This window comes from Streptomyces sp. NPDC046122 (genome assembly GCF_056429965.1).
Genome location: NZ_JBWKLQ010000003.1, coordinates 45,783 through 69,101, shown reverse-complemented (window position 1 = coordinate 69,101; position 23,319 = coordinate 45,783). Strand labels below are relative to the sequence as shown.

The 23,319-nt window shown below is 73.7% G+C and carries 22 protein-coding genes; 11 read left to right on the top strand and 11 right to left on the bottom strand.

The window, feature by feature from the left end; translation table 11 throughout:
* The first annotated feature begins 54 nt into the window (after nt 1-54).
* On the top strand, nt 55-1,533 hold the full coding sequence (locus tag AC07FK_RS09580; protein WP_479104942.1) for an N-acetyltransferase family protein: 1,479 nt from the start codon (nt 55-57) through the stop codon (nt 1,531-1,533).
* Here the strand turns inward: AC07FK_RS09580 and AC07FK_RS09575 are convergent.
* Nucleotides 1,436-2,662 (bottom strand): trans-sulfuration enzyme family protein, encoded by a 1,227-nt coding sequence (locus AC07FK_RS09575; protein ID WP_479104070.1) that lies wholly within the window; start codon nt 2,660-2,662, stop codon nt 1,436-1,438. The two genes, AC07FK_RS09580 and AC07FK_RS09575, sit on opposite strands and share 98 nt — an antisense overlap.
* Nucleotides 2,663-2,721: 59 nt before the next feature.
* Between AC07FK_RS09575 and AC07FK_RS09570 the strand changes: the two genes are divergently transcribed.
* From AC07FK_RS09570 to AC07FK_RS09560, 3 genes are all read left to right on the top strand, one after another.
* The gene (locus AC07FK_RS09570; protein ID WP_479104068.1) at nt 2,722-3,216 is read left to right on the top strand and encodes an Lrp/AsnC family transcriptional regulator; all 495 of its coding nucleotides are present in this window, start codon (nt 2,722-2,724) and stop codon (nt 3,214-3,216) included.
* Nucleotides 3,217-3,292: 76 nt separating this feature from the next.
* Entirely contained in the window at nt 3,293-4,984 is a 1,692-nt protein-coding gene (locus AC07FK_RS09565) for a DUF885 domain-containing protein (RefSeq protein ID WP_479104067.1), read from the top strand.
* A gap of 91 nt (nt 4,985-5,075) precedes the next feature.
* A complete protein-coding gene (locus AC07FK_RS09560) occupies nt 5,076-5,993 on the top strand; it encodes an ATP-grasp domain-containing protein (protein WP_479104065.1) in 918 nt (305 codons plus the stop codon).
* A gap of 213 nt (nt 5,994-6,206) precedes the next feature.
* Here AC07FK_RS09560 and AC07FK_RS09555 read toward each other — a convergent pair whose 3' ends face one another.
* Nucleotides 6,207-6,713 carry a rhodanese-like domain-containing protein gene (locus AC07FK_RS09555; RefSeq protein ID WP_479104063.1) on the bottom strand — a complete coding sequence of 169 codons (507 nt, stop codon included), beginning with the start codon at nt 6,711-6,713 and terminating at the stop codon, nt 6,207-6,209.
* Nucleotides 6,714-6,807: 94 nt separating this feature from the next.
* On the opposite strand from AC07FK_RS09555, the gene AC07FK_RS09550 reads away from it, so the two are divergent.
* On the top strand, nt 6,808-7,254 hold the full coding sequence (locus AC07FK_RS09550) for an Lrp/AsnC family transcriptional regulator (protein ID WP_479104062.1): 447 nt from the start codon (nt 6,808-6,810) through the stop codon (nt 7,252-7,254).
* Here AC07FK_RS09550 and AC07FK_RS09545 read toward each other — a convergent pair.
* The 4 genes from AC07FK_RS09545 to AC07FK_RS09530 all read right to left on the bottom strand — a co-directional run bounded on the left by AC07FK_RS09545 (nt 7,244) and on the right by AC07FK_RS09530 (nt 13,078).
* On the bottom strand, nt 7,244-10,552 hold the full coding sequence (locus tag AC07FK_RS09545) for an AAA family ATPase (RefSeq protein ID WP_479104060.1): 3,309 nt from the start codon (nt 10,550-10,552) through the stop codon (nt 7,244-7,246). The genes AC07FK_RS09550 and AC07FK_RS09545 overlap by 11 nt on opposite strands.
* Nucleotides 10,549-11,715 (bottom strand): exonuclease SbcCD subunit D, encoded by a 1,167-nt coding sequence (locus AC07FK_RS09540; RefSeq protein WP_479104059.1) that lies wholly within the window; start codon nt 11,713-11,715, stop codon nt 10,549-10,551. Before AC07FK_RS09540 ends, AC07FK_RS09545 begins: the two co-directional genes overlap by 4 nt.
* A 149-nt stretch (nt 11,716-11,864) precedes the next feature.
* Entirely contained in the window at nt 11,865-12,491 is a 627-nt protein-coding gene (locus AC07FK_RS09535) for a YigZ family protein (RefSeq protein WP_479104058.1), read from the bottom strand.
* A 32-nt stretch (nt 12,492-12,523) separates the two neighbouring features.
* Nucleotides 12,524-13,078 carry a DoxX family membrane protein gene (locus AC07FK_RS09530; protein WP_479104056.1) on the bottom strand — a complete coding sequence of 185 codons (555 nt, stop codon included), beginning with the start codon at nt 13,076-13,078 and terminating at the stop codon, nt 12,524-12,526.
* 206 nt (nt 13,079-13,284) lie between these two features.
* On the opposite strand from AC07FK_RS09530, the gene AC07FK_RS09525 reads away from it, so the two are divergent.
* Complete coding sequence (locus AC07FK_RS09525) at nt 13,285-13,692, top strand: CoA-binding protein (RefSeq protein WP_479104054.1); 408 nt, start codon at nt 13,285-13,287, stop codon at nt 13,690-13,692.
* A 17-nt stretch (nt 13,693-13,709) separates the two neighbouring features.
* On the opposite strand, the gene AC07FK_RS09520 is transcribed toward AC07FK_RS09525, so the two are convergent.
* On the bottom strand, nt 13,710-14,534 hold the full coding sequence (locus AC07FK_RS09520) for an acyltransferase (RefSeq protein ID WP_479104052.1): 825 nt from the start codon (nt 14,532-14,534) through the stop codon (nt 13,710-13,712).
* 73 nt (nt 14,535-14,607) lie between these two features.
* Here AC07FK_RS09520 and AC07FK_RS09515 point away from each other — a divergent pair, with 73 nt between their 5' ends.
* A complete protein-coding gene (locus AC07FK_RS09515; protein WP_479104051.1) occupies nt 14,608-15,138 on the top strand; it encodes a gamma carbonic anhydrase family protein in 531 nt (176 codons plus the stop codon).
* 16 nt (nt 15,139-15,154) lie between these two features.
* Here the strand turns inward: AC07FK_RS09515 and AC07FK_RS09510 are convergent, their stop codons facing one another.
* Nucleotides 15,155-15,826 (bottom strand): DedA family protein, encoded by a 672-nt coding sequence (locus tag AC07FK_RS09510; RefSeq protein WP_479104049.1) that lies wholly within the window; start codon nt 15,824-15,826, stop codon nt 15,155-15,157.
* Between the two features lie 132 nt (nt 15,827-15,958).
* Nucleotides 15,959-16,396, bottom strand: a complete 438-nt coding sequence (locus tag AC07FK_RS09505) for a DUF4442 domain-containing protein (protein WP_479104941.1) — start codon at nt 16,394-16,396, stop codon at nt 15,959-15,961.
* Between the two features lie 108 nt (nt 16,397-16,504).
* Here AC07FK_RS09505 and AC07FK_RS09500 point away from each other — a divergent pair, with 108 nt between their 5' ends.
* Nucleotides 16,505-17,569 carry a DUF8017 domain-containing protein gene (locus AC07FK_RS09500; RefSeq protein WP_479104047.1) on the top strand — a complete coding sequence of 355 codons (1,065 nt, stop codon included), beginning with the start codon at nt 16,505-16,507 and terminating at the stop codon, nt 17,567-17,569.
* A gap of 59 nt (nt 17,570-17,628) precedes the next feature.
* Nucleotides 17,629-18,936: an MFS transporter gene (locus tag AC07FK_RS09495; protein ID WP_479104046.1), complete on the top strand. Its 1,308-nt coding sequence runs from the start codon at nt 17,629-17,631 to the stop codon at nt 18,934-18,936.
* On the opposite strand, the gene AC07FK_RS09490 is transcribed toward AC07FK_RS09495, so the two are convergent.
* Together AC07FK_RS09490 and tuf are read right to left on the bottom strand one after the other, a co-directional pair.
* Nucleotides 18,898-19,743: a spermidine synthase gene (locus AC07FK_RS09490; RefSeq protein ID WP_479104940.1), complete on the bottom strand. Its 846-nt coding sequence runs from the start codon at nt 19,741-19,743 to the stop codon at nt 18,898-18,900. The two genes, AC07FK_RS09495 and AC07FK_RS09490, sit on opposite strands and share 39 nt — an antisense overlap.
* A gap of 217 nt (nt 19,744-19,960) precedes the next feature.
* On the bottom strand, nt 19,961-21,154 hold the full coding sequence (tuf, locus tag AC07FK_RS09485; RefSeq protein ID WP_479104044.1) for an elongation factor Tu: 1,194 nt from the start codon (nt 21,152-21,154) through the stop codon (nt 19,961-19,963).
* Between the two features lie 366 nt (nt 21,155-21,520).
* Between tuf and AC07FK_RS09480 the strand changes: the two genes are divergently transcribed.
* Nucleotides 21,521-22,234 (top strand): TVP38/TMEM64 family protein, encoded by a 714-nt coding sequence (locus tag AC07FK_RS09480; protein WP_479104043.1) that lies wholly within the window; start codon nt 21,521-21,523, stop codon nt 22,232-22,234.
* A gap of 205 nt (nt 22,235-22,439) precedes the next feature.
* Nucleotides 22,440-23,315, top strand: a complete 876-nt coding sequence (locus AC07FK_RS09475; RefSeq protein ID WP_479104042.1) for an undecaprenyl-diphosphate phosphatase — start codon at nt 22,440-22,442, stop codon at nt 23,313-23,315.
* Nucleotides 23,316-23,319 lie beyond the last annotated feature (4 nt).

Sequence of the window (23,319 nt, the reverse complement as noted above, 5' to 3'; positions counted from 1 at the left end):
CAAAGCGTTCGCGATCACGCAACACCGCTCGGTCACAGTGGTGCCATGACCGACATGACTGAAGTGACCGGGCCGGCGTCCGCGCGGAACCCCAAGCGGACCCGCCGCACCCACCACTGGCGGCGGGACCTCGTCGAACTCGCCGCGCTGTTCACGGCGGTGGCCGTCGCCGACGCCGTCGCGAACACGATCGTGCACGGTCCGGACGGACCGTACCTCCTGGTGATCTCGGCCGTGGCGCTGGCCGCCACGGCCGGGTTCCACACCTGGTGGGCCCGAAGGCACAGCCATGCACCGCCGCCGGAATCGCGCCGTACGGCCCCGGCCGGCGCGGGCGCGCACCCGACGGCCGCGGACGCGAAGGGCGGACAGGCCGGCGACACCACGGCCGCTCCCGACACCGCGCTGTGGCGGATGCGCACCACCGTCAAGGACGAGCCCGGCAGCCTCGCGCTGCTGTGCACGGCACTGGCGCGCCACGGCGTGGACATCCTGACCCTGCAGACCCACCCCCTCGCCGAAGGCACCGTCGACGAGCTGCTGCTGCGCGCCCCCGCCACCCTCCAGGCCGCCCACCTCAGCCGTGAGACCGCTGCCGCCGGCGGCAGCGACACCTGGCTGGAGCGGGCCGACGCCCACGACCTGGTCGACGCCCCCACCCGGGTGCTCGGCCTCGCCACCCGCACCGCCCTCGACGCCGCCGAACTCCCGCTGGCGCTGCGCCAGCTGCTCGGCCGCTGCACCATCCACTCGCTGCCGGCGACCACCCTCGGCGGGCGGCCCACCGGCGAGAGCGCTCCGGTCGAGGGCATACTCGACGGCACGGTCATGAAGCTGCGCGACCCGTCGGGCGGGGCGATCACCGTCGAGCGCCACTACCTGCCCTTCACCCCCACGGAGTTCGCCCGCGCCCGCGCCCTCGTCGAGCTCGATGCCCGCCTCGGCCCCCGCATCCCCCGCAGCGCGGACGTTCTGACACTTCCCGAGGGCAACGAGATCACCGTCCGCAGGGCCGGACTCGACGACCTCGAAGCCGCCCGGGCCATGCACGACCGCTGCGGCGACCGCACCCTGAGCCTGCGCTACCACGGGCCGGTGGGCGACGCCGATCGCTACCTCGCCCACCTCCTCAGCCCCCGTTACGGCCGCACCCTCGCCGTACAGACGGCCTCCGGCCGCCTCGTCGCCCTCGGCCACCTCCTGTGGGACGGCGACGAGACCGAGGTGGCGCTGCTCGTGGAGGACGCGTGGCAGCGCCGCGGCATCGGCACCGAGCTGCTGGAACGCCTGGTGACGCTCGCCGTCGAGGCGGGCTGCGAAAGCGTGTACGCCGTCACGCAGTCGTCCAACACCGGCATGGTCGCGGCCATGCGGGGGCTCGGCCTGCCCCTCGACTACCAGATCGAGGAGGGCACGCTCGTGGTCACCGCGCGGCTCACCGCGCCGGACCGGCGACCGAGTCCCGCCCGTGCGGGAGCTGAGCCGGCTCCGGCGCAGGCAGTGACACAGGCCGGGCAGCCCCGGCGGCACTGAGCGCCTCGCACAGGTCCCGCCACAGGTCCTCCACGTCCTCGAGCCCGATGGACATCCGCAGCAGCCGGTCGCTGACGCCCGACTCCCGGCGGTCCGTCTCGGCCACGATGCGGTGGCTGATGGAGGCGGGGTGCTGGATGAGCGAGTCGACGCTGCCGAGGCTGACGGCCGGCGTGATCAGGCGTACGCCGCCGATCACCGCGTGCGGATCGCCGTACACCTCGAAGGCCACCATCGCGCCGCCGATCCTCGGGTAGTGCACCCGCGCCACCCGCGGGTCGGCGGCCAGCCGGCGGGCCAGCTCGGCGGCGGTCGCCGACGCGGCCCGCACCCGTACGGGCAGCGTGGAGAGGCCGCGCAGCAGCAGGTATCCGGCGAGCGGGTGCAGTACGCCGCCGGTGGCGAATCGCACCTGGCGCAGGGTGCGGGCGAACTCCTCGTCGCACGCCACGACGCCGCCCAGTACGTCGCCGTGCCCGCCGAGGTACTTCGTGGCGCTGTGCAGGACGAACCGCGCGCCGTGCTCCAGGGGCCGCTGGAGCACGGGCGTCGCGAACGTGTTGTCCACGAGCAGCGGCACCTGCCCGCAGGACGCCGCGACGGCCCGGACGTCGACCTCGGCGAGCGTCGGGTTGGCGGGGGTCTCGACCATCACCAGGCCGGTGTCGGGGCGTACCGCGTCCGCGATCCCGGCCGGGTCGACCCAGGTGACCTCGGTGCCGAGGAGCCCGGCGTTCAGCAGGTGGTCGCTGCATCCGTATAGCGGCCGTACGGCGACGACGTGGCGCAGCCCCGCGCTCGCGCGGGCGAGGAGTACGGCGCTGAGCGCGGCCATGCCGCTGGCGAAGGCGACGGCGCTCTCGGCGCCCTCCAGCCGCGCCAGGGCGTCCTCGAAGCGGGCGGTGGTCGGGTTGTCGAGGCGGGCGTAGACGGGCGGGCCGTCCGGCCGCGCGCCGGTGGTGGCGAAGGCGTCGATCCTGGCCGCCTCCCCCCGGCTGTCGTGCGACGGATAGGTGGTCGACAGGTCGAGCGGCACGGAGTGCACGCCCAGCGCGGCGAGGTCTTCGCGGCCGGCGTGCACGGCTTCGGTGGCCAGGGCCCGGGGTGTGGTCGAGGCGTCGGTGTTCATGACATGACTCTGAACAACTACCGGGAAGTAGGGCGAGAACTCCGTGTTACGTTCGGGCCATGGCCGAATCCGTCGCACTCGACCCGGTTGATCTCCACATTCTGCGCCTGTTGCAGAACGACGCGCGGACCACCTACCGCGACCTGGCCGCTGAAGTCGGGGTCGCGGCCTCCACCTGCCTGGACCGGGTGGCGCGCCTGCGCCGGTCGGGGGTGATCCTCGGCCATCAGCTGCGGCTGGACCCCGCCAAGCTCGGCCGCGGTCTGGAGGCCCTGCTGCTGGTTCAGGTGCGCCCGCACCGGCGCGAGCTCATCGGCCCCTTCGTGGACCGGGTCAGGGCCCTGCCCGAGACCCGGGCGCTCTTCCATCTGACCGGCCCCGACGACTACCTCGTGCACGTGGCGATGGCGGACCCGGCGGATCTCCAGCGGCTGGTGCTGGACGAGTTCACCTCGCGGCGCGAGGTCGCCCGCGTCGAGACGCGGCTGATCTTCCAGGCGTGGGACTGCGGACCGCTGCTGCCGCCCCCGGCGAAGGCGCCGGCCGGCCGCTGAACCGGAACCGGACGCCTCAGGTCACCGGCGCCCGACGGTAGTGACGAAGGGGCCCTCCCCGTACGAGGATGTCCGCATGTCAGTCACTCCGAGCAGCCCGCTCGCCCTCCCCCGCCAGGTCGCCGACGCGTACGTCGACGCCCTCGTCGCCCTCGACCCGATCACCGGTACGTACCTGGGAGTGAGGGAGTGCTCCGCCAGCCTGCCGGACTTCTCTCCCGAGGGGCAGAAGGCGTTCGCCGAGCTGGCCCGTACGACGCTCGCCCTGTTGGACGAGGCGGAGGCCCTGCCGGGCGCGGACAGCGACGCGGAGCGCCGTTGCGGCCGGCTGCTGCGCGAGCGGCTGACCGCCGAACTCGCCGTGCACGAGGCCGACGAGAACCTGCGGACCGTCAGCAACATCCACTCCCCCGCGCACAGCGTGCGCGGCGTCTTCACCGTGACGCCCACCGAGACGGACGACGACTGGGCCGCCGTCGCACAGCGGCTGCGCGCGGTGCCGGGCGCGCTGGAGGGGTACCGGGCGTCGCTGGCGCTCGGTCTGGAGCGGGGACTGCTCGGCGGCCCGCGCGCCACGGAGACGTTCACCGGCCAGCTGACCGAGTGGGCGGGCGACGGGCGCGGCTGGTTCGAGGACTTCGCCGCCGCGGGACCCGGGCCGCTGCGCGCCGAGCTGGACGAGGCGGCCCGCGCCGCCACGGGCGCGGTCGCCGCGCTGCGCGACTGGATGCGGGACGTGTACGGCCCGGCCGTCAAGGGCGCGCCGGACACGGTGGGCCGCGAGCGCTACGCCCGCTGGTCGCGCTACTTCAACGGCACCGACCTCGATCTGGACGAGGCGTACGCGTACGGCTGGGCGGAGTACCACCGCCTGCTCGGCGAGATGCGCACCGAGGCCGAGAAGATCCTGCCGGGCGCGGCCACGCCGTGGGAGGCGCTGTCGTGGCTCGACGAGCACGGCACGCACATCGAAGGGGTCGAGGAGACCCGGGCCTGGCTGCAGAACCTGATGGACGAGGCGATCGAGGCGCTCGACGGCACGCACTTCGAACTCGCCGAGCGCGTACGGAAGGTGGAGTCGCGCATCGCGCCGCCCGGCAGCGCGGCGGCCCCGTACTACACCACCCCCTCGGAGGACTTCTCACGGCCGGGCATCACCTGGCTGCCGACGATGGGCGAGACCCGCTTCCCGGTGTACGACCTGACCTCGACCTGGTACCACGAGGGCGTTCCCGGCCACCACCTCCAGCTGGCGCAGTGGGTGCACGTCGCGGACCGGCTGTCCCGCTACCAGGCGTCCGTGGGCATGGTCAGCGCCAACGCCGAGGGCTGGGCGCTGTACGCGGAGCGGCTGATGGACGAGCTGGGCTTCCTCGGCGATCCCGAGCGCAGGATCGGCTATCTGGACGCCCAGATGATGCGCTCCACACGGATCATCGTGGACATCGGCATGCACCTGGAGCTGGAGATTCCGGCGGACTCCCCCTTCCACCCGGGTGAGCGCTGGACACCGGAGCTCGCCCAGGAGTTCTTCGGGATGCACAGCGGCCGGCCCGCGGACTTCGTGGAGAGCGAGCTGACCCGCTACCTGTCCATGCCGGGCCAGGCGATCGGCTACAAGCTGGGCGAACGCGCCTGGCTCCTGGGCCGGGAGAACGCCCGCAAGGCGCACGGCGAGGCGTTCGACGCGAAGGCGTGGCACATGGCGGCGCTGTCCCAGGGTTCGCTGGGCCTGGACGACCTGGTGGACGAGCTGTCGAAGCTCTGACCCGGCTCACGCGGGGTGGCACGGCGGCCGGGCTCGGGCGGTTCGACGAGCCCGGCCGCCCTCTGGCAGGTGCGAACGGGGAGTGCGTTTCATGGGTACCGGTTATCTCTTCTGCTCCGACCCGCTCGGCGGCCGGCGGCCCGACCCGGTTTTCGCCGCGGAGGCGGCGTGCGCGCGGCTCTCCGGCGGGGAGGTGGCGCTCCTCGACCACGACGCGCTGCTCGCCGGGGACACGGAGGCGGCGCTCGCCCGCGTGCCGCGCGGCTCCGGACCGTACTGGTACCGGGGGTGGATGGTCCCGGTGTCCCGGTACGAGGAGCTGGCCCGCGGCCTGCGCGCGCGTGGCTGCGCCCTGCTCACCCCGGCCGCCGACTTCGGCCGCGCCCACGAACTTCCCGGCTGGTACGGCGCCTTCGCGGACCTCACGCCGCACAGCGTCTGGCGGGCGCTGCCCCCGGGCCGGCCCCCCTCCGCGTCCGAACTCGCCGCGCTCACCGCCCCGCTCGGTCCGGGCGCCGCTGTCGTCAAGGACTTCGTGAAGTCGCGCAAGCACGAGTGGGACGAGGCGTGCTTCGTCCCCGCGCTCGCCGACACGGGGAGGCTCGCCGCCGTCGTACGCCGCCTCTTCGAGCTTCAGGAGGAGGCGCTGGCGGGCGGCCTCGTGGTGCGGGAGTACGAGCCGTTCGTGCCGGGTGGCGAGGCGCGTGTGTGGTGGGTCGACGGTGAGCCGGTCCTCGCTACGGCGCACCCCGACTCCCCCGCCGAACTCCCCGTGCCCGACCTCACCGCCGTGCGCCCCGCCGTGCTGGCGCTCGGATGCCGCTGGGTGACGACCGACCTGGCGTTGCGCGAGGACGGGGTGTGGCGGGTGGTGGAGGCCGGCGACGGGCAGGTCAGCGGTCTGCCGGCCGGTGCGGACCCGGCCCCGCTCTTCGACGCGCTGACCCGCGCCGGGAGCCGTGCGGCAACCGGCGGCGGGAGAACCGATGGGCCCGCTTCTGCCGGATGAGGCTGCCGAGTGCGGTGGTGCCGGACGTCGCGCCGTGGACGGGGAGTGGCGGTCGTGGCGGCCGGGCCGGCCTGGGCGAGCGGCCAGGACGCGAGCGACGGCACAGACTCGCCCGACGTGCTGCTGCGGGCGGCGTGCCCGGTGGCCGAGGCGGGGCCGCGTCGCACGTGGTTTCTGCGGCCCAGGCGTCACGCCGTACGGTGAACCCGGCTGTCAGCAGCCGCAGTCGTCGGATCCGAGGGGGGCGGTCAGCGGGTCGGCGTCGCGCCGCTCGCGGCCCTCCCGGGTCTCGACCTCGAAGCCCTCGCGGATCCAGTACTCGATGCCGCCGAGCATCTCCTTGACCTGGTAGCCGAGCTCGGCCAGGGCGAGGGCGGCGCGGGTGGCGCCGTTGCAGCCGGGCCCCCAGCAGTACGTGACGACCGGAACGGCCTTGTCGAGGAGCCGCTCGGCCTGGGCGGGGATCAGGGCCGTCGGCAGGTGCACGGCGCCGGGCACGTGGCCCTGGTCCCACGATTCGGTGGAGCGGGAGTCGACCACGACGAAGCCGGGGTTCTCGCCGGACGCGAGGACGGAGGCCACGTCGGACACGTCGGCGTGGAACGCGAGGCTTGCGCCGAAGTACGCGGCGGCCGCGGCGGGGGCGGCCGGCGGGACGCGCAGAACGGCGTTCGCACGGGTGGAGGCGGTCGGGGCGGAGGTGAGCGGTGTCGTCGTCATGGACAGAAATCTACGGCGAGTGATCATCGGGCTGAAGTGGGATTCCCCGGCTCCTGCCTTGATCTGCCGGTGGATTCCCTGTTGTCTCGGGGACATGAGCGGATATTCACCGGACGCCACCGACTGGCGCATTCTGGAGGCCCTGCAGCGGGAGGGCCGGGCCACCTTCGCCGAGCTGGCCCGCACCGTTTCCATGTCCGCGAGCGCCGTGACGGAGCGGGTGCGGCGGCTGGAGGAAGCGGGGGTGATATCGGGCTACACGGCCGTCGTCGAGCAGGAGCCGCTGGGAATGCCCATCCTCGCGTTCGTGCGGCTGCGCTATCCGCACGGCAACTACAAGCCGTTCCACGACCTGCTCGCCGTGACGACCGAGGTGCTCGAAGCACATCACGTGACGGGCGACGACTGCTTCGTCATGAAGGTCGCGGCCCGTTCGATGAAGCACCTGGAAGAGGTCTCGGGCCGGTTCGGCACGCTCGGCTCGGTCACCACCAGCGTCGTGTACTCCTCGCCGCTGCCCCGGCGCGCACTCAGCCGCTGACCCCGGCGGTGCGGTGGCGCACCACGGATCCGTGCCGGTCCTTGACGACCTCCAGCTGCGTGGTGACGCGGCGCCGCAGGTCGGCCACGTGGCTGACGATGCCGACGCTGCGGTCGCGGTCGCGCAGGGAGTCGAGTACGTCGAGCACTTCGTCGAGGGTCTGGTCGTCAAGGCTGCCGAAGCCCTCGTCGATGAAGAGGGTGTCGAGCCGCACACCGCCGGCCTCGTCGGTGACCACGTCGGCCAGCCCGAGCGCGAGGGCGAGCGAGGCGAAGAACGTCTCGCCGCCGGAGAGGGTCGCCGTGTCGCGCTCGATGCCCGTCCAGGCGTCGACGACGTGCAGACCGAGACCGGAACGGCCGCGACCGCCGGATCTGGCGTCGGAGTGCACGAGCGTGTAGCGCCCGGACGACATGCGCTGGAGGCGGGCGGTGGCAGCGGCCGCCACCTGCTCCAGGCGGGCCGCGAGGACGTACGACTCCAGCCGCATCTTGCGTTCGTTGTCGGCGGAGGTGCCCGCGGTGAGCGAGGCGAGGCGCGCCACGCGCTCGTACTCCTCGCGCAGCGGGCCGAGGCGTCGCGTCTCGTCGGCGGCCTGCCGCGACAGCGCGGCCAGTGCGTCGCGGCGCTCGCGGGCGGCGTCGAGCGCGGACGAGGCGTCGAGCAGTGCGCGCTCGGCGGCGTCGAACTCCTGCTGGGCCCGTTCCGGCGCGGCCTCGGGGCGGGCGGCGGCCGCCGCGGTCTCCGGTTCGGCCAACCGGTCCGCGACGGCAGCCTGTTCGCGCTGCCACTCGTCGGTCCGGCGCTGGAGGTCGCGATGCTCCGCGTCCGCGAGCAGTGCCTCGGCGGCGGCCCGCGGTGTATCGAACCCGGCCGTGAACGCGGCGTCGGCGAGCCGGTCGTCGGCCTCCTTCAGGCGCTGGGCGGTGGCCTCGACCGCGCGCACCGCCTCGGCGGCCCCGCCGAGCAGCCGGACACGGCGCTCCAGCAGCGCGGCGTGCTCGGCGACACTGCGCGCCTCGCCACGGGCCTGGGCCAACTCGGCTTCAAGAGACGCCAGTTCGCGGTCGAGTGCTTCGCGTTGCGACGTACGGGCGGCGGCCCGGCGCTCGGCCTGTCGCTGCGCGTCGACGCGCAGCGCGTACTCCTGCTCGGCCCGGTCGAGCGCCTCGCGGGCCGCGTGCAGACCTGCGGCGGTGGCGCGCGCCCGGGCGTGCTCCCGGTCCAGCTCCTCGACGAGGGCGGACAGTTCCCCGACGCCCACGTCGCGCGGGCCGCTCGCACCGCCGGCCGCAGCGCGCGCCGAAGGGGCACCCGAAGGTTCCGGCTCGGGACCGGTGGACTGCGCCGGGAGCCCTCGTACGGCGGCGCCGGGCCCACCCACGGGTTCCGCGTCCCAGACCCGCCGAGCGCCGTCACATCCGGCGACTGCCGCGTCACCGCCGCCGGAGCCGGCGGCCGACTCCGGGTGCGGGGCCGCGCCGACGTGCGCGTCGGCGGGGAGCCCGGCCGACGGGGCAAACCTCGGCGTCTGGTGCGGCACCCCGTCGGCGTCGGAGCCCCGAGCCTGCGCACGGGCCGCCGCGTGGCTCTCGCGTACGGCGGCCAGTGCGCGCTCCGCGTCGGCGCGCGTCGCCTCCGCCCGCGTGTGGGCGTCGTACGCCGCTTCCTCCGCCGTACGGTCCACCTGGTCCGCCGCCGCGCGGGCCGGCTTCGGGTGCTCGGTGGAACCGCAGACGGCGCACCGCGCACCGTCGCGCAGGCCGGCCGCCAGCTCGGCGGCGATGCCCAGCAGGCGGCGCTCCTTCAGGTCGAGCCACGTCTCGTGCGCCGTGACGGCCGCTTCGCGAGCCGCCCGCAGCCGGTCCTCGGCGGCCGTGACCTGGTCGGCGAGCGCGTCGCGCCGACGCGCGGCGTCGAGCCGGCGGCGGGCCGGTTCCAGCCGCCCGGCCAGGTGCTCGGCACGGGCCACCGCGTCCTGCGCCGCCTCGATGCGCTCCTGGCACCGGCGGCGGGTCGCGTCCCAGCCGCCGAGCCAGTCGGCGGCGTCCCGCAGCAGCTCCTCGTCGGCCCGGGCCTGACGCTCCAGTGCCGTCCGCTCCCGGACGATCTCCTCGCCGCGCCGCTCCGCCCTGCGCGCGGCTTCCAGGCCGCCGAGTTCCTGCCGCAGCTGCCGCTCCAGCGCGGCGAGCCGCTCGGCCCCGGCGTCGGCCAGGTCCGGCGGCAGTTCGCCCCGCGAGCGCTCGCGGGCCGCGCTCGCCGCGCGGTGCTCCCGCTCGGCGTCGTCGCGCAGCGACAGGGCCGGGGCGACGCGCTCGGCCCGGCGGGCGCGGTCGTGCCGTTCGCGCAGCCGCTCGTACTCCGGACGCCGCGCCTCCAGTACGTCGGAGCGGCGTCGCGCGTCCGCGTACCGCTGCTGGAGGGCGGCCAGTTCGCGCTCGGCGTCCAGCGTGCGCCGCGCTGTGTCCCGGCGGCTGCCGGCCGCCGTCACGGCCGACTCGGCGATGTCGAGGCGCTCGTACGCCCCGCCGCGCGCGATCGCCGCCCACTCCCGTACGGCCGCGGCGAGCCCGGGATCGCCCGGCTGCGCGTCGGGCAGCGGCCAGGCACGCGCGTCCGCGCTGTCGCCGGCCGCCTGCGCCATCCGCTGCGCCACGGCGAGCAGCCGCTCGTCACCCGCGCGTACCCGCTGCTCCGCCGAGCGCCGCAGTTCGGCGAGACGGTCCTCGACGGCGGCGAAGCGGCGGGTGTCGAAGAGACGGCCGAGGAGCTTGCCGCGCGCCTCCGCGTCGGCGCGCAGAAAGCGCGCGAAGTCGCCCTGCGGCAGCAGGACCACCTGGCAGAACTGTTCCCGGCTCATGCCGAGGAGCTGCGTGATCTCCTCGCCGATCTCCTGGTGGGAGCGGCTGAGCGCCTTCCACCCGGTGTCGTGCTCGTGCTCGCGCAGCCAGCTCTGCGCCTTCTCTGTGGTGAAGCCGGCGCCCTTCTTCTTGGGGCGCGGCTGTGCGGGCCGGCGGGTGATCTCCAGACGCCGTCCGCCCACGGTGAGTTCGAGGCGCACCTCGGTCGGCAGGTCGTGCGGGGCGTGGTCGCTGCGCAGCGAGGCCCCGGGGCTCTGCCGCGCGCCGGGCACGGCCCCGTACAGGGCGTAGCAGACGGCGTCCAGCACGGACGTCTTACCCGCGCCGGTCGGCCCGTGCAGCAGGAAGATCCCGGCGGCGCCGAGCGCGTCGAAGTCGACGCGCTGGGTGGCGCCGAAGGGCCCGAAGGCCGTGATGTCCAGGGCGTGCAGCCTCACCGGGCGACCTCGCGGGTCGTGTCGTCCACGCGTACGTCGTCGAACGCGCCGTACAGCACCGTGCGTTCCCGTTCGTCCGGTCCGCTGCCGCCGCGCACATGGGCCACGAAGTCCTCGGCGATCTGCTGGTCGTCGCGTCCCCTGAGCCGCTGGGCGTACGAGGCCCGGGGGTCGTCGGATGTGCGTTCGGGGTCGAAGACCAGGCTGATGGTGTGCGGGAAGCGCGCGCAGAGCCGCGCCATGGGTTCCGCGGGGCGGACGGTGTCGGTGAGCGTCGCCTCGATCCAGGACTCCTCGTGCCGTTCCAGCGCGGGGTCCTCGACGAGCTCGTCCAGCGGGCCGCGGATCCGCGCGACCCGCCTCGGAACGGGGCAGTCCAGCCGCTCCGCCTCGATCTCCCCGCCGGGGCCCAGGTCGATCAGCCACATCGTCTTGCGGTGGTCGGCCTCCGAGAAGGAGTACGCGAGCGGGGAGCCCGAGTAGCGCACCCGGGCGGTGATGGCCTGGGAGCCGTGGAGATGGCCGAGCGCCACGTAGTCGACGCCGTCGAAGACGCCGGCGGGGACGGAGGCCACGCCGCCGATCGTGATGTCGCGCTCGCTGTCGCTCGGTTCGCCGCCCGTGACGAAGGCGTGCGCGAGAACGACCGACCGGGTGCCGGCGGGCCGCCCGGCGAGGTCCTCCCGTACGCGCTCCATCGCCGCGCCGATGACCGCTTCGTGTCCCACCCGGGAGACCTTGAACTCGTCGCGCACGAGAGCGGGCTCCAGGTAGGGAAGGCCGTAGAAGGCGACGTCGCCGTGGGCGTCGCCGAGTACGACGGGTGTCGCACAACCGGCGGGGTCGGTCCGCAGGTGGATCCCGGCCCGGTCGATCAGCCCCGCGCCGACGCCGAGACGGCGGGCCGAGTCGTGGTTGCCGGAGATCATGACCGTCGGCACGCCGGCGGCGGCCAGCCGGTGCAGGGCCCGGTCGAAGAGCTCGACGGCGGCGAGCGGCGGCACCGCCCTGTCGTACACGTCACCCGCCACCAGCACGGCTTCCACGTCCCGCTCGCGCACCGTCGCCACCAGGTGGTCGAGGAAGGCGGCCTGGGCGTCGAGCAAATTCACCCGGTGGAAGGACCGCCCCAGATGCCAGTCCGAGGTGTGCAGAATCCTCAAGTGACGGCTCCGACCCGCATGCGCACTTCCTCCGCCCCCTGAGCCCGCGCCGGCCGTACCGGACCGCCGCGGACCTGAATGTCAGCTCCGACCACGTTAGCGCCGTCCGGCACCTCGCCCACCACGGACCTCGGTTTTGGCCGGGGCGCTCAGGCGTCGCCGTACGCCTCGCCGCCGACCTCGCACCGCGCCGTGCCCGCCGTGGTGTCGGCGAGCCAGGCGCGGAAGGGCTCGACGTCCGCCTCCGGCAGACCGATCTCGATCATGACCGCCTCGGCGTACCGCACGTCGCGCACGGCGCGTCCGGTCGCCCGGAGGTCGTTCTCCAGCTTTCCGGCGCGCTGGTGGTCGACGGTGACGGTGACGAGCCGGAACCGCTGCCGCGTGATCGTGCCGACGGCGTCCAGGGCTTCACCGACCACACCCCCGTAGGCCCTGATGAGCCCGCCCGCGCCGAGCTTCACACCGCCGTAGTAGCGGGTGACGACGGCGACGGCGTACCGGACCTCGCGGCGCATCAGCATCTGGAGCATCGGGACTCCGGCCGTGCCGCCCGGCTCGCCGTCGTCGCTCGCCTTCTGCACGGAGGCGTCCGCGCCGATGACGTACGCGAAGCAGTTGTGCGACGCCGCCGGGTGCTCCTTGCGGACGCGCGCGACGAAGTCCTGCGCCTCCCGTTCGGTCGCCGCGGGCGCGAGCGCGCAGAGGAAGCGCGATCTGTTGATCTCGGCTTCGTGCAAGCCCGCGCGGGCGACGGTCCGGTACTGCTCCTGCATTCGGCCCACCCTATGCGCAGGCCGCGGGGGCGTTACTTCCGGAGCAGCAGGGTCGCGCCCGCGACCACCAGGCCGACGGCCACGGCGGCGGCTCCGTACGCGAGACGGTGTTCGCGCAGGCCGGGCAGGAAGCGGTCGGCGGCGAACCGGCCGGGGCCGGTCAGGGTGAGCGCCGCGGCGGCGGCCGTGAGGAGCACCTCGTACTCCACGCCCGCGGGGGCGAAGAAGCCGCCGCCCCACTTCACGGCCAGCACGTTGACCATGGTGCCCAGGACGGCCGCGCCGGCCAGCGGGGTGAGCAGGCCCAGCGCGAGCCCGAGACCGCCCAGGGTCTCGGTGAGGCCGGCCACGGCGGCCAGCGCCTCACCGGCCGGGTAGCCGCTCGCGGTGAAGAACTGCCCGGTTCCTTCCAGCCCGCCGCCGCCGAACCAGCCGAACAGCTTCTGCGCGCCGTGTGCGGCCATGGTGAGGCCGAGGGCGAGGCGGAGCACGAGGAGGCCGACGTCGTAGCCGTGGAGCGAAGAGGTGCGGCCGGCTGCGGGGCCGCTGACGACGGGTACGCCGAGGGTACTGGTGGGGGGAGTCATGTGAGGGGCTCTCTCCTGTTGCCTGGGTGGGGGACCGGCTTGGCCGCGTTACTTGAAACTTCAAGTCACAGGTCGCGACGATACACATCCGTACAACGTTGAACAACAACGCGCCCGTGAACGGCTCGTGCGTGTTCCGGGGAATGCCACCGCGACACCGCCTGTTGGCCACGGTCAGCGACTCTTTCGACCTCAGGAGGCAGGGCGTGTACGGCGACCCGGCAACGATCCGCAAGATCCTCACGCAGTCCGGCGACACATGGGCGGTCGTGGGCCTCTCCAGCAACCGGGCGCGCGCGGCGTACGGCGTCGCGGAGGTGCTGCAGCGCTACGGCAAGCGCGTCGTGCCGGTGCACCCCAAGGCGGAGACGGTCCACGGCGAGCAGGGGTACGCCTCACTGGCCGACGTCCCGTTCCCCGTCGACGTCGTGGACGTGTTCGTCAACAGCGACCTGGCGGGCGGCGTCGCGGACGAGGCGACGGCGGTCGGCGCGAAGGCGGTGTGGTTCCAGCTCGGGGTGATCGACGAAGTGGCGTACGAGCGCACGCGCGCGGCGGGTTTGGACATGGTCATGGACCGCTGCCCGGCGATCGAGATCCCCCGGCTGGGCTGACGGCCGGGCCTACCGCTTCACTCGGCGGTCTCCGCCTCCAGCTCGGCCAGCGCCACCAGCTGCTCCGGAGTGACACCGTCCGGAATCGGTACGGGCGCGGGCGTCCGCAGCGGCGGCTGCCAGCCCCGCGCGGCGTCCCAGCTGCGCACGACGCGGGCGGGCGCACCGGCCACCACCGCGTGGTCGGGCACCTCGCCCCGGACGACCGCGCCCGCGGCGACGACGACGTTGCGGCCGAGACGGGCGCCCGGGAGTATCACGGCGCCCGTGCCGATCCAGCAGCCGGGGCCTATCTCCACCGGTGCGGTGCGCGGCCACTGCTTGCCGACGGGGACGTTCGGATCGTCGTAACTGTGGTTCGTGGACGTGACGTACACGTAGGGGCCGAAGTAGCAGTCGTTCGCGATGGTCACCGTCGTGTCGGCGATGACGTGGCTGCCGCGGCCGAGGACCACACCGTCGCCGAGCCGCAGGATGGGATCGGGGCCGAGGTCGAGGCCCGGCATCATGCCGGCCGTCAGCGTGACCTGTTCCGCGATGATGCAGTGCTCGCCGAGATGGATCCACTCCTCGCCGAACACGGTCCCCTGCGGGAAGGCGAGCTTCGTACCGGCGCCGATCGCACCGAAGCGCAGCCGCCCCGGGCTCTCGGCGCTGACCGCTCCGGCCCGCTGCACCCAGCGCCAGCCGCCGTGCACGGCGCCGGTGACCATGCGGCGGCGCCAGGCGGCGAACGCGGTCAACGATGAGAACGTGTTTCTGTTCTTCGGCACCCGCTCACGGTAGTCGGCCGCGCGCGGGCGGCCCCTCGCGGCGGCTGTGATGTTCGCCCCACCCGGCATCCCGGGAGCGAAGGGCGTCGCTTACGGTTCCCCCTGGCGCGACCGACAGCACCGAAGCACCGAGGAGCACGCGATGGCAGAGCAGGCTTTGATCACCGGCGTGGGCGGCAAGAAGCCGGACATCGACCCGTCGGCCTTCGCCGCGCCGACGTCCGTCGTCATCGGGGACGTCACCCTGGGCGCGGGCGCCAGCGTCTGGTACCACACCGTGCTGCGCGCCGACTGCGGCCCGATCGTCCTCGGCGCCGACAGCAACATCCAGGACAACTGCACCGTGCACGTCGACCCGGGCTTCCCCGTGACGGTCGGCGACCGCGTGTCGGTCGGGCACAACGCCGTGCTGCACGGCTGCACGGTCGAGGACGACGTACTCGTCGGCATGGGCGCGACGGTGCTCAACGGCGCGCACATCGGCGCCGGCTCGCTGATCGCCGCGCAGGCGCTCGTCCCCCAGGGCATGCGAGTGCCCCCGGGCTCGCTGGTCGCCGGCGTACCCGCCAAGGTGAAGCGGGAGCTGACGGACGAGGAGCGCGAGGGCATCAAGCTGAACGCGGCGATGTACCTGGAGCTGGCGAAGGGGCACCGCGAGGCGCACGCCGGCTAGCCGCGGCGGGGAGCCGTCAGTCGGTGGTGGCCGCCGCCGCGACCTTCTCGGGTGCGGCGGCCCCGGCCTGCGCCTCGGCCTCCGCGGCGGCCTTCTTCGCACGGTTCTTGAGCACGAGCATGGAGGTGAGGCCGAAGAGGACGGCGACCACCAGGCCCAGCCACGAGAAGCGCTTCAGCCACGCCTCGGCGACCACGCCCACCGAGTAGATGACGGCGGTGGTGCCGCCCGCCCACAGGATGCCGCCGAAGACGTTGGCGATCAGGAACTTCCAGTACGGCATGCGCAGAACCCCCGCGAGCGGTCCCGCGAAGATCCGCAGCAGCGCCACGAAGCGGCCGAAGAAGACCGCCCACATACCCCACTTCTCGAACGAGCGCTCCGCCATGGCGATGTTGGACGCGCTGAAGTGCTTGGGGAACCTGCGGCCCAGTTTCGCCAGCAGCGGCCTGCCGCCCTTGCGGCCGATGGCGTACCCGATCGAGTCGCCGATGATCGCGCCGGCCGTGGCGCAGGCGCCGAGGACGTACGGGTCGATGTCGCCGTGCTGCGAGGCGAGCAGGGCCGAGCTGACGAGGACGATCTCACCCGGCAGCGGAATGCCCAGACTCTCCAGCCCGATGACAACCCCCACCAGGAGGTAAATGCTGACCGCGGGGATGGTCTCGAGCCACTCCGTGATGTGCAACGCCGGTTCCTGTCGTCGAAAAGGTGCGGCTGCCCGCCGTGCGCCCCCGTGGCACACGGCGGGCAGCCTACCCGCACCTCGTCGTGGCGTGACGGCGAGCGTGAGGTCGCACCCGTCACACGGGGAGGCGGATCAGCTGTTGGGGCGCAGGGTCCAGACGACCGTCATCTCGCCCGTCACGGCGCCGTCCTCGCGCCGGATGGCGATCTCGACGGGGAACTCGGGGCGCTGCCCGGCGTCGAGCTCCGCCACGACGTCCGCCACCGGACGGCCGAGCGTCGCGGTCGCGGTGACCACGCCCATGGCGAGCTTCTTGTACCCGATCTCGGCCTTGACGGCGAGCGGCACGGCGCGGCTCAGCTGGTCGCCGAACGCGGCGATGACGATGGCGCCGCTCGCCGACTCGGCGAGGGTGAACATGGCGCCGGCGTGCGGGCCGCCCACGTGGTTGTGGTAGTCGGCCTGGTCCGGCAGGCGGACCACGGCGCGTTCCGCGGTGGTCTCCAGGAACTCGAGGTGGAGGGTACGGGCCATGGGAACCGTGGCGACGAGCATCTCGCCGACGGACATCTGATCTGCGCTCATGGGGCGCGATGTTACCCACCAGTAGGCGGGCTTGGCCATCCCTCCGGGGGCGGGCGTCGCGGCGGCGGGCGTACCCCTCTATCGTTACGGGCCATGTGGCCAGGACAGCAGCCGCCCGGGGGCGAGCAGAACCCGCAGGACGCGCACCAGAACCCGTACCGGCAGCCTGGCGGTCAGCAGCCGTATCCGCAGCCGGGGCAGCAGCCGGCGGGGCAGCAGTACCCGGGCCACCCGCAGACCGGGCAGCACCAGCCCGGGTACCCGCCGAGTGGTCAGCAGCCCGGGTACCAGCAGCCGGGGTACCAGCAGCCCAACCCCTACCAGCAGCCGGCCGCGCCGCAGTACGCGCAGCCCGGAATGCCGCCGGGTCCTCCACCGCCGGACGGCAGCCGCAGGAGGAGCACCGTCGTCGCCGTCTCCGTGGCCGCCGCCGTCGTCGCCGCGGCCGTCGTCACCGGCGTGGTGGTCCTCGGTGGGGAGGAGAAGGGTGACACCCCCCGGGCCGGCGGCGGAGGATCGTCCGCGCCGCCGTCCGCCACGCCCGAGGAGCCCTCCGCTCCCGCCTCCGCCACCGAGAATCCGCGCGGCGGGTCGGTCGAGGGGGCCAAGCCGACGATTCCCGGCTGGAAGGTCGTGACCAACCCGAAGTACGGCACCGCCTTCGACGTGCCGCCCGAGTGGGAGGTCAAGTCGCCCGGCCTGACGGTCAGCTTCTCGGACGACAAGGACAAGCCGCTCATCTCGATGTCCTCCCCGGCGTACTTCAAGAGCGGCTGGTGCGGCAAGAACACGATCCTCGGCGCGGCCGGGACCCGTGGTGCGAACGGAGCGAGCAAGACCGGCCCCGAGGCCGAGAACGTGGCCGCCGCGTGGGTCTTCGGCGGGTACGACCAGAAGGAGACCGGCACGGTCAAGGTCTCCGAGGCGGCGCCGTACACCGCGGCCTCCGGGCTCAGGGGCAGCGTCTCCGTGGCCACCGTCACGGGCGTCAAGAAGGCGACCACGTGCGACACCGACGGCAAGTCGATCGCCTTCGCCTTCAAGAACGCGAACGGTGACTTCGCCGTGTGGAGCCTGTTCACCTCCAAGGGCGTCAAGGACGAGCTGCCCGACGCCACCGTCAAGCGGATCCTCGGCACGGTCCGGCTGGCCGGCTGATCCCGGCCGGTGCGCCGCCCGGTTTGGCAAGGGCGGGGGGCGGCAGCGATAGTCCCGAGGTGAGAACTGCCGCCACCGCTCCCCGCCGTGTTCGCCGCCCCGAGTGGGCCGACCGCAACTACGTCCTGCTGACCGTCGCCGCGATCGTGACGAACCTCGGGACCCACGGTGCGCTGATCGCGTCGGCGTTCGCGGTGCTCCAGTCGGGCGGCGACGGCGGTGACGTGGGGTTGGTGGCCGCCGCCCGTACGCTGCCGCTCGTCCTGTTCCTGCTCATAGGCGGCGCGGTGGCCGACCGCCTCCCCCGCCACCGCGTGATGGTCGCGGCCAACGCCGTCAACTGCGTCTCCCAGGCCGCGTTCGCCCTCCTCGTACTGACGGGCGACCCCCAGCTGTGGCAGATGATGCTGCTGACCGGGCTCTGCGGCGCGGGCCAGGCGTTCTTCAACCCGGCGGCCGAGGGCATGCTCCTGTCGAGCGTCAGCGGTGAACAGGCCAACCGCGCGTTCGCGCTCTTCCGGATGGCCGTGCACGGCGCGGCCATCGGGGGCGCGGCGCTCGGCGGCGCGCTGATCGCCGCGGTGGGCCCCGGCTGGGTCCTCGCCGTCGACGCCGCCGCGTTCGCCTTCGCCGGCGCGCTGCGCGCCTTCCTCGACGTGAGCCACATCCTCCCCCGCAAGCCCGGCGGCGGGATGCTGTCCGACCTGCGCGAGGGCTGGCAGGAGGTCGCCGGGCGGCCCTGGCTGTGGGCCGTCGTGGCGCAGTTCTCGGTGGTCGTCGCCGTCGTCGGAGCCGCCGAGGCGGTGTACGGGCCGCTGGTCGCCCGGGACGAACTGGGCGGCGCGGCGCCCTGGGGCCTCGCGCTGGCCGCCTTCGGCGTGGGCACGGTCGGCGGCGCGCTCGTGATGATGCGGTGGAAGCCCCGGCGGCTGCTGCTCGCCGGGACGCTGTGCGTCTTCCCGCTCGCCCTGCCGTCGGCTGCGCTCGCGGTGCCGCTGCCGGTGGCCGGTCTGGCCGCGGTGATGTTCGTCAGCGGCGTCGCGATCGAGGTGTTCGGCGTCTCCTGGATGACGGCGCTGCACCAGGAGATCCCGGAGGACAAGTTCTCGCGGGTGTCGGCGTACGACTGGTTCGGGTCGGTCGCGATGCTGCCGGTCGCGACGGCGCTGGCGGGCCCGGTCGAGAACCTCGTGGGGCGCAGGGAGGCGCTGTGGGGGTGCGCGGCGCTGGTGGTGCTCGTGACGGCGGCGGTGCTGTTCGTGCCGGATGTACGGCGGTTGACGCGCCGTACGCGGGAAGTGGCCCGGACGGACGGGGCCCTGGCCGTGTCAACCGACGTGGAAGGCGCCCCCGGGCGGCTCGGGTGACTCCACCGCGTCCTCGTCGCGCACGGTCGCCGCGCCACCGGTGAACCGCGCCAGGGAGGGGCCGCTCTCCACGCGCGCCGGGAACACGTCGGCGGCCGCCCTGCGGGCCAGGGCCGGCGTGTCGATGGAGCCGTGCGAGGCGATGAGCACCGCGTTGCCGAAGCGGCGGCCGCGCAGCACGCCCGGTTCCGCGATCAGGGCCACCTCCGCGAAGACGGCGGCGAAGTTGGCCAGTTGGGAGCGGAGGAAGGCGAACGGCGCGCCGTCCGCGAGGTTGGCGGCGTACGTCCCGCCGGGGCGCAGCACGCGTTCGGCCAGGCGCGCGTACTCCACGGACGTCAGATGCGCCGGCACCCGTGAACCGCCGAAGACGTCGGCGACGAGTACATCGGCGGACGCGGCCGGCGCGCTCTCGAGCCATTGGCGCGCGTCGGCGCCGTGCACCCGCACGCCGGAGCCGTCGGGCAGCGGCAGATGCTCGGCGACCAGCGCCATCAGACCCCGGTCGGCCTCCACCACGTCCTGGCGCGAACCGGGCCGGGTGGCGGCGGTGTAGCGGGGCAGCGAGAGGCCGCCGCCGCCGAGGTGCAGTACGTCGAGGGGCGCGCCCTCGTCCGCCGCGCAGTCGACGACGTGGGCGAGCCGGCGCGCGTACTCGAACTCCAGGTGGGTGGGCTCGTCCAGGTCGACGTACGACTGGGGCGCGCCGTCGACCGTGAGCAGCCAGGCCCGCGGCCGGTCCACGTCGGGCATCAGCTTGGCGGTGCCCCCGTCCACGTCCCGGATCACCGGTATCGGCTCGTCCACCCCACGCGCGTCCACCCCACCATTGTGCGCCGCCCGGCACCCCGCCCCGACCGCGACGGCGCGGGCGCCGCGCCCCCGCCGGAGCGCCGCTCCCCGCCGTACCCGCGCCGCCGGGCAGAGCCCAAGGCCGCCCGTCGCGCGGGTCCGGCGCACGACGGCACGGTCGAGGGGCGGCCGGGGCGGGGAGCCGCCCCGGCCGCCGGGTGGGTCGTCCGGGTCAGGCGAGCAGGTCCGTCACCGTCCCCGCGCCCACCGTGCGCCCGCCTTCGCGGATCGCGAAGCCGAGCCCGGGCTCCAGCGGCACCGCGCGGCCCAGCTCGACGGTCACCGTGACCGTGTCACCGGGGCGGGCGACAGCGGTCGCGCCGAGGTCGATGTCGCCGACGACGTCCGCCGTCCGGATGTAGAACTGCGGCCGGTACCCGGTCGTGACGGGCGTCGTACGACCGCCCTCACGCGCCGACAGCACGTACACCTGCGCGGTGAAGCGACGGGTGGGCGTGACGCTGTCCGGCGCCGCCATCACGTGACCGCGGCGCACCGCGTCGCGCGGCATGCCGCGCAGCAGCAGCGCGACGTTGTCGCCGGCCTCGGCGGACTCCATCGGCTTGCCGAAGGTCTCGAGGCCGGTGACCGTACTGGCCTGCGGACCGGTGTCCGCGCCCAGCACCTCGACCCGGTCGCCGACCCTGATCGTGCCGCGCTCGACGGCGCCGGTGACGACGGTGCCGCGCCCGGTGATGGTCAGCACGTTCTCCACCGGCATCAGGAACGGCGCGTCCGTGTACCGCTCCGGGACGGGCACGTAGGTGTCCACCGCGTCCAGCAGCGCCTCGATCGCCGCCGTCCACCGCGGGTCGCCCTCCAGCGCCCGGAGGCCCGAGACCCGCACGACCGGTACCGCGTCACCGCCGTAGCCGTGCGCGGAGAGCAGTTCGCGCACCTCCAGCTCGACCAGGTCGGTCAGCACGGCGTCCTCGCCGTCGTCGACGGCGTCGGCCTTGTTGAGCGCGACGACGATGTGGTCGACACCGACCTGGCGGGCGAGCAGGACGTGCTCGGCGGTCTGCGGCATGATCCCGTCGAGCGCGGACACGACGAGGATCGCCCCGTCGAGTTGCGCGGCGCCGGTGACCATGTTCTTGACGTAGTCGGCGTGGCCGGGCATGTCGACGTGCGCGTAGTGCCGGGTGCCGGTCTCGTACTCGACGTGCGCGACGTTGATGGTGATGCCGCGCAGCGCCTCCTCGGGGGCTCGGTCGATGCGGTCGAACGGCACGAAGGTGCCGGTCCCGCGCTCGCTCAGGACCTTGGTGATGGCGGCGGTCAGGGTGGTCTTGCCGTGGTCGACGTGGCCCATGGTGCCGATGTTGAGGTGGGGCTTGGTGCGCACGTATGCCGTCTTGGGCATGGTGACTTCCTCGGAAGCTCGAAGCGTGATGGGGACCCCTGGGCCTCGCCGACCCTCCCCCTGTGGGGTCCGCCGGACGATCCGGGAAGGGTCAGCTTCGGGCGCCGTCGAGGGGCGCTGCGGCAGTCGCGACTGCGGCGACTGCGACGGATGCCGCGACTGCGGTGGCTGCCGCGACTGCGGCGAGCGTGGACAGGGCAGCCTTCGGCGCGGCCGCGACTGCGGTCCGTGCTGCGAGGAAGGCGTGCCCGTTCATGCGCTGATCTTCGCCGACGCCCGCCGGCGCGTCGAACGATTTATCCGCTCGAGCGGCTCGTGCGGTGCGCGTTACGGCGATCACATGTGCTTGTCGGTTAGTCTCCCCGGATGCTCGACACCGCCGCCCCGCCCGTGGGGTTCGCCGTCCGCTGCACCAGGACGCTGCTCTCCCCGTGGTCCCGGCTCTCGTTCCTCCTGCTGATGCTGGCGGCGGCGGTGACGACCGTGCTGGTCTTCGAGCCGCAGCGGCTGCTGAGCGCGGGCTGGCCGCCGCACCTGAGCGGCGCGGCGGCCGTGGTGCTCTTCGCCGCCGCGTACGGGCTGTGCACGGCGGCGTTCGTACCGCGTCCGATCCTGAACCTGGCCGCGGGCGCCCTCTTCGGTTCGCAGGTGGGCCTCGCCGCCGCCGTGGCGGGCACGGTGGTCGGCGCCGGGATCGCCTTCGGTCTCGGCCGCATGCTGGGGCAGGACGCGTTGCGCCCGCTGCTGCGCGGCCGGGCGCTGCTCGCGGCGGACGGCCAGCTGAGCCGGCACGGGTTCCGCACGATGCTGGCGATCAGGCTGTTCCCGGGTGTGCCGTTCGCGGCCGCCAACTACTGCGCCGCGATCTCCCGCATGGGGTGGCTGCCGTTCCTGCTGGCCACTGGCATCGGTTCGGTCCCGAACACGGCGGCGTACGTCATCGCGGGAAGCAGCGCCTCGTCGCCGACCTCCCCCGCGTTCCTGATCGCCATGGGTTTCATTGCGGTGTCGGGCCTCGCCGCCGCCGTGGTCGCGTGGCGCAAGCGACACCGCCTGCGCGGCGAGCGGCCCGGCGCCTGAAGCGCGGCCGGGAGCTCCCCGCGGGGAGCGGCCCGCACAGGCCCCGGCTGGACTCCGGTAGGGCCCGTTCCCCTCTGATTCGACTGCGCAGCCGGGGGCTTGCGGCAGCGCCGACATCTTCGGGCGATACGCTGCCCACCGACTGACCGCACTTGCCTGCACGCTGCACGCCGCTGCACGAATACATCGGGACGGCCTTAGCCCCATGAGTTGGTTCGAATCATTCATCCTCGGACTCGTCCAGGGGCTCACCGAGTTTCTGCCGATCTCGTCGAGCGCCCACCTGCGGCTGACGGCGGCCTTCGCCGGCTGGCACGACCCGGGTGCGGCCTTCACGGCGATCACCCAGATCGGCACCGAGGCGGCCGTCCTCATCTACTTCCGCAAGGACATCGCGCGGATCGTCTCCGCCTGGTGCAGGTCGCTCGTCGACCGGTCGATGCGCAGTGACCACGACGCCCAGATGGGCTGGCTCGTCATCGTCGGCTCCATTCCCATCGGCGTGCTCGGTGTCACCTTCAAGGACCAGATCGAGGGTCCGTTCCGCGACCTGCGCCTGATCGCCACCACGCTGATCGTCATGGGCATCGTCCTGGGCATCGCCGACCGCCTCGCGGCCCGCGACGAGGCTGGCGGCAAGCACCGCGCGATCCGGGAGCGCAAGACGCTCAAGGAACTCGGCGTGCGGGACGGCCTGATCTTCGGCGTCTGCCAGGCCATGGCCCTGATCCCGGGCGTCTCCCGCTCCGGTGCGACGATCAGCGGCGGGCTTCTGATGGGCTACACCCGCGAGGCGGCGGCGCGCTATTCGTTCCTGCTCGCCATTCCCGCCGTGCTGGCGTCGGGGGTCTTCGAGCTCAAGGACGCGGGCGAGGGCGGACACGTCTCGTGGGGCCCGACGATCTTCGCGACGCTCATCGCCTTCGTCGTCGGGTACGCGGTGATCGCCTGGTTCATGAAGTTCATCACGACCAAGAGCTTCATGCCGTTCGTGATCTACCGGGTCGTCCTGGGCATCGCCCTGTTCATCCTGGTCGGCACGGACACGCTGAGCCCCCACGCGGGCGAGTCGGCGGGCTGACCGG

What these genes read in the sequence shown, in the direction of transcription:
- AC07FK_RS09505 (WP_479104941.1), bottom strand. Translation starts at nt 16,396, where the DNA reads ATGTCCGTCGGCGAGATGCTCGTCGCCACGGTTCCCATGGCCCGTACC.
- AC07FK_RS09530 (WP_479104056.1), bottom strand. Translation starts at nt 13,078, where the DNA reads ATGACTCCCCCCACCAGTACCCTCGGCGTACCCGTCGTCAGCGGCCCC.
- tuf (WP_479104044.1), bottom strand. Translation starts at nt 21,154, where the DNA reads ATGCCCAAGACGGCATACGTGCGCACCAAGCCCCACCTCAACATCGGC.
- AC07FK_RS09520 (WP_479104052.1), bottom strand. Translation starts at nt 14,534, where the DNA reads ATGCCGGGTGGGGCGAACATCACAGCCGCCGCGAGGGGCCGCCCGCGC.
- AC07FK_RS09570 (WP_479104068.1), top strand. Translation starts at nt 2,722, where the DNA reads ATGGCCGAATCCGTCGCACTCGACCCGGTTGATCTCCACATTCTGCGC.
- AC07FK_RS09575 (WP_479104070.1), bottom strand. Translation starts at nt 2,662, where the DNA reads ATGAACACCGACGCCTCGACCACACCCCGGGCCCTGGCCACCGAAGCC.
- AC07FK_RS09580 (WP_479104942.1), top strand. Translation starts at nt 55, where the DNA reads ATGACTGAAGTGACCGGGCCGGCGTCCGCGCGGAACCCCAAGCGGACC.
- AC07FK_RS09565 (WP_479104067.1), top strand. Translation starts at nt 3,293, where the DNA reads ATGTCAGTCACTCCGAGCAGCCCGCTCGCCCTCCCCCGCCAGGTCGCC.
- AC07FK_RS09560 (WP_479104065.1), top strand. Translation starts at nt 5,076, where the DNA reads ATGGGTACCGGTTATCTCTTCTGCTCCGACCCGCTCGGCGGCCGGCGG.
- AC07FK_RS09555 (WP_479104063.1), bottom strand. Translation starts at nt 6,713, where the DNA reads ATGACGACGACACCGCTCACCTCCGCCCCGACCGCCTCCACCCGTGCG.
- AC07FK_RS09480 (WP_479104043.1), top strand. Translation starts at nt 21,521, where the DNA reads ATGCTCGACACCGCCGCCCCGCCCGTGGGGTTCGCCGTCCGCTGCACC.
- AC07FK_RS09535 (WP_479104058.1), bottom strand. Translation starts at nt 12,491, where the DNA reads ATGCAGGAGCAGTACCGGACCGTCGCCCGCGCGGGCTTGCACGAAGCC.
- AC07FK_RS09515 (WP_479104051.1), top strand. Translation starts at nt 14,608, where the DNA reads ATGGCAGAGCAGGCTTTGATCACCGGCGTGGGCGGCAAGAAGCCGGAC.
- AC07FK_RS09550 (WP_479104062.1), top strand. Translation starts at nt 6,808, where the DNA reads ATGAGCGGATATTCACCGGACGCCACCGACTGGCGCATTCTGGAGGCC.
- AC07FK_RS09500 (WP_479104047.1), top strand. Translation starts at nt 16,505, where the DNA reads ATGTGGCCAGGACAGCAGCCGCCCGGGGGCGAGCAGAACCCGCAGGAC.
- AC07FK_RS09475 (WP_479104042.1), top strand. Translation starts at nt 22,440, where the DNA reads ATGAGTTGGTTCGAATCATTCATCCTCGGACTCGTCCAGGGGCTCACC.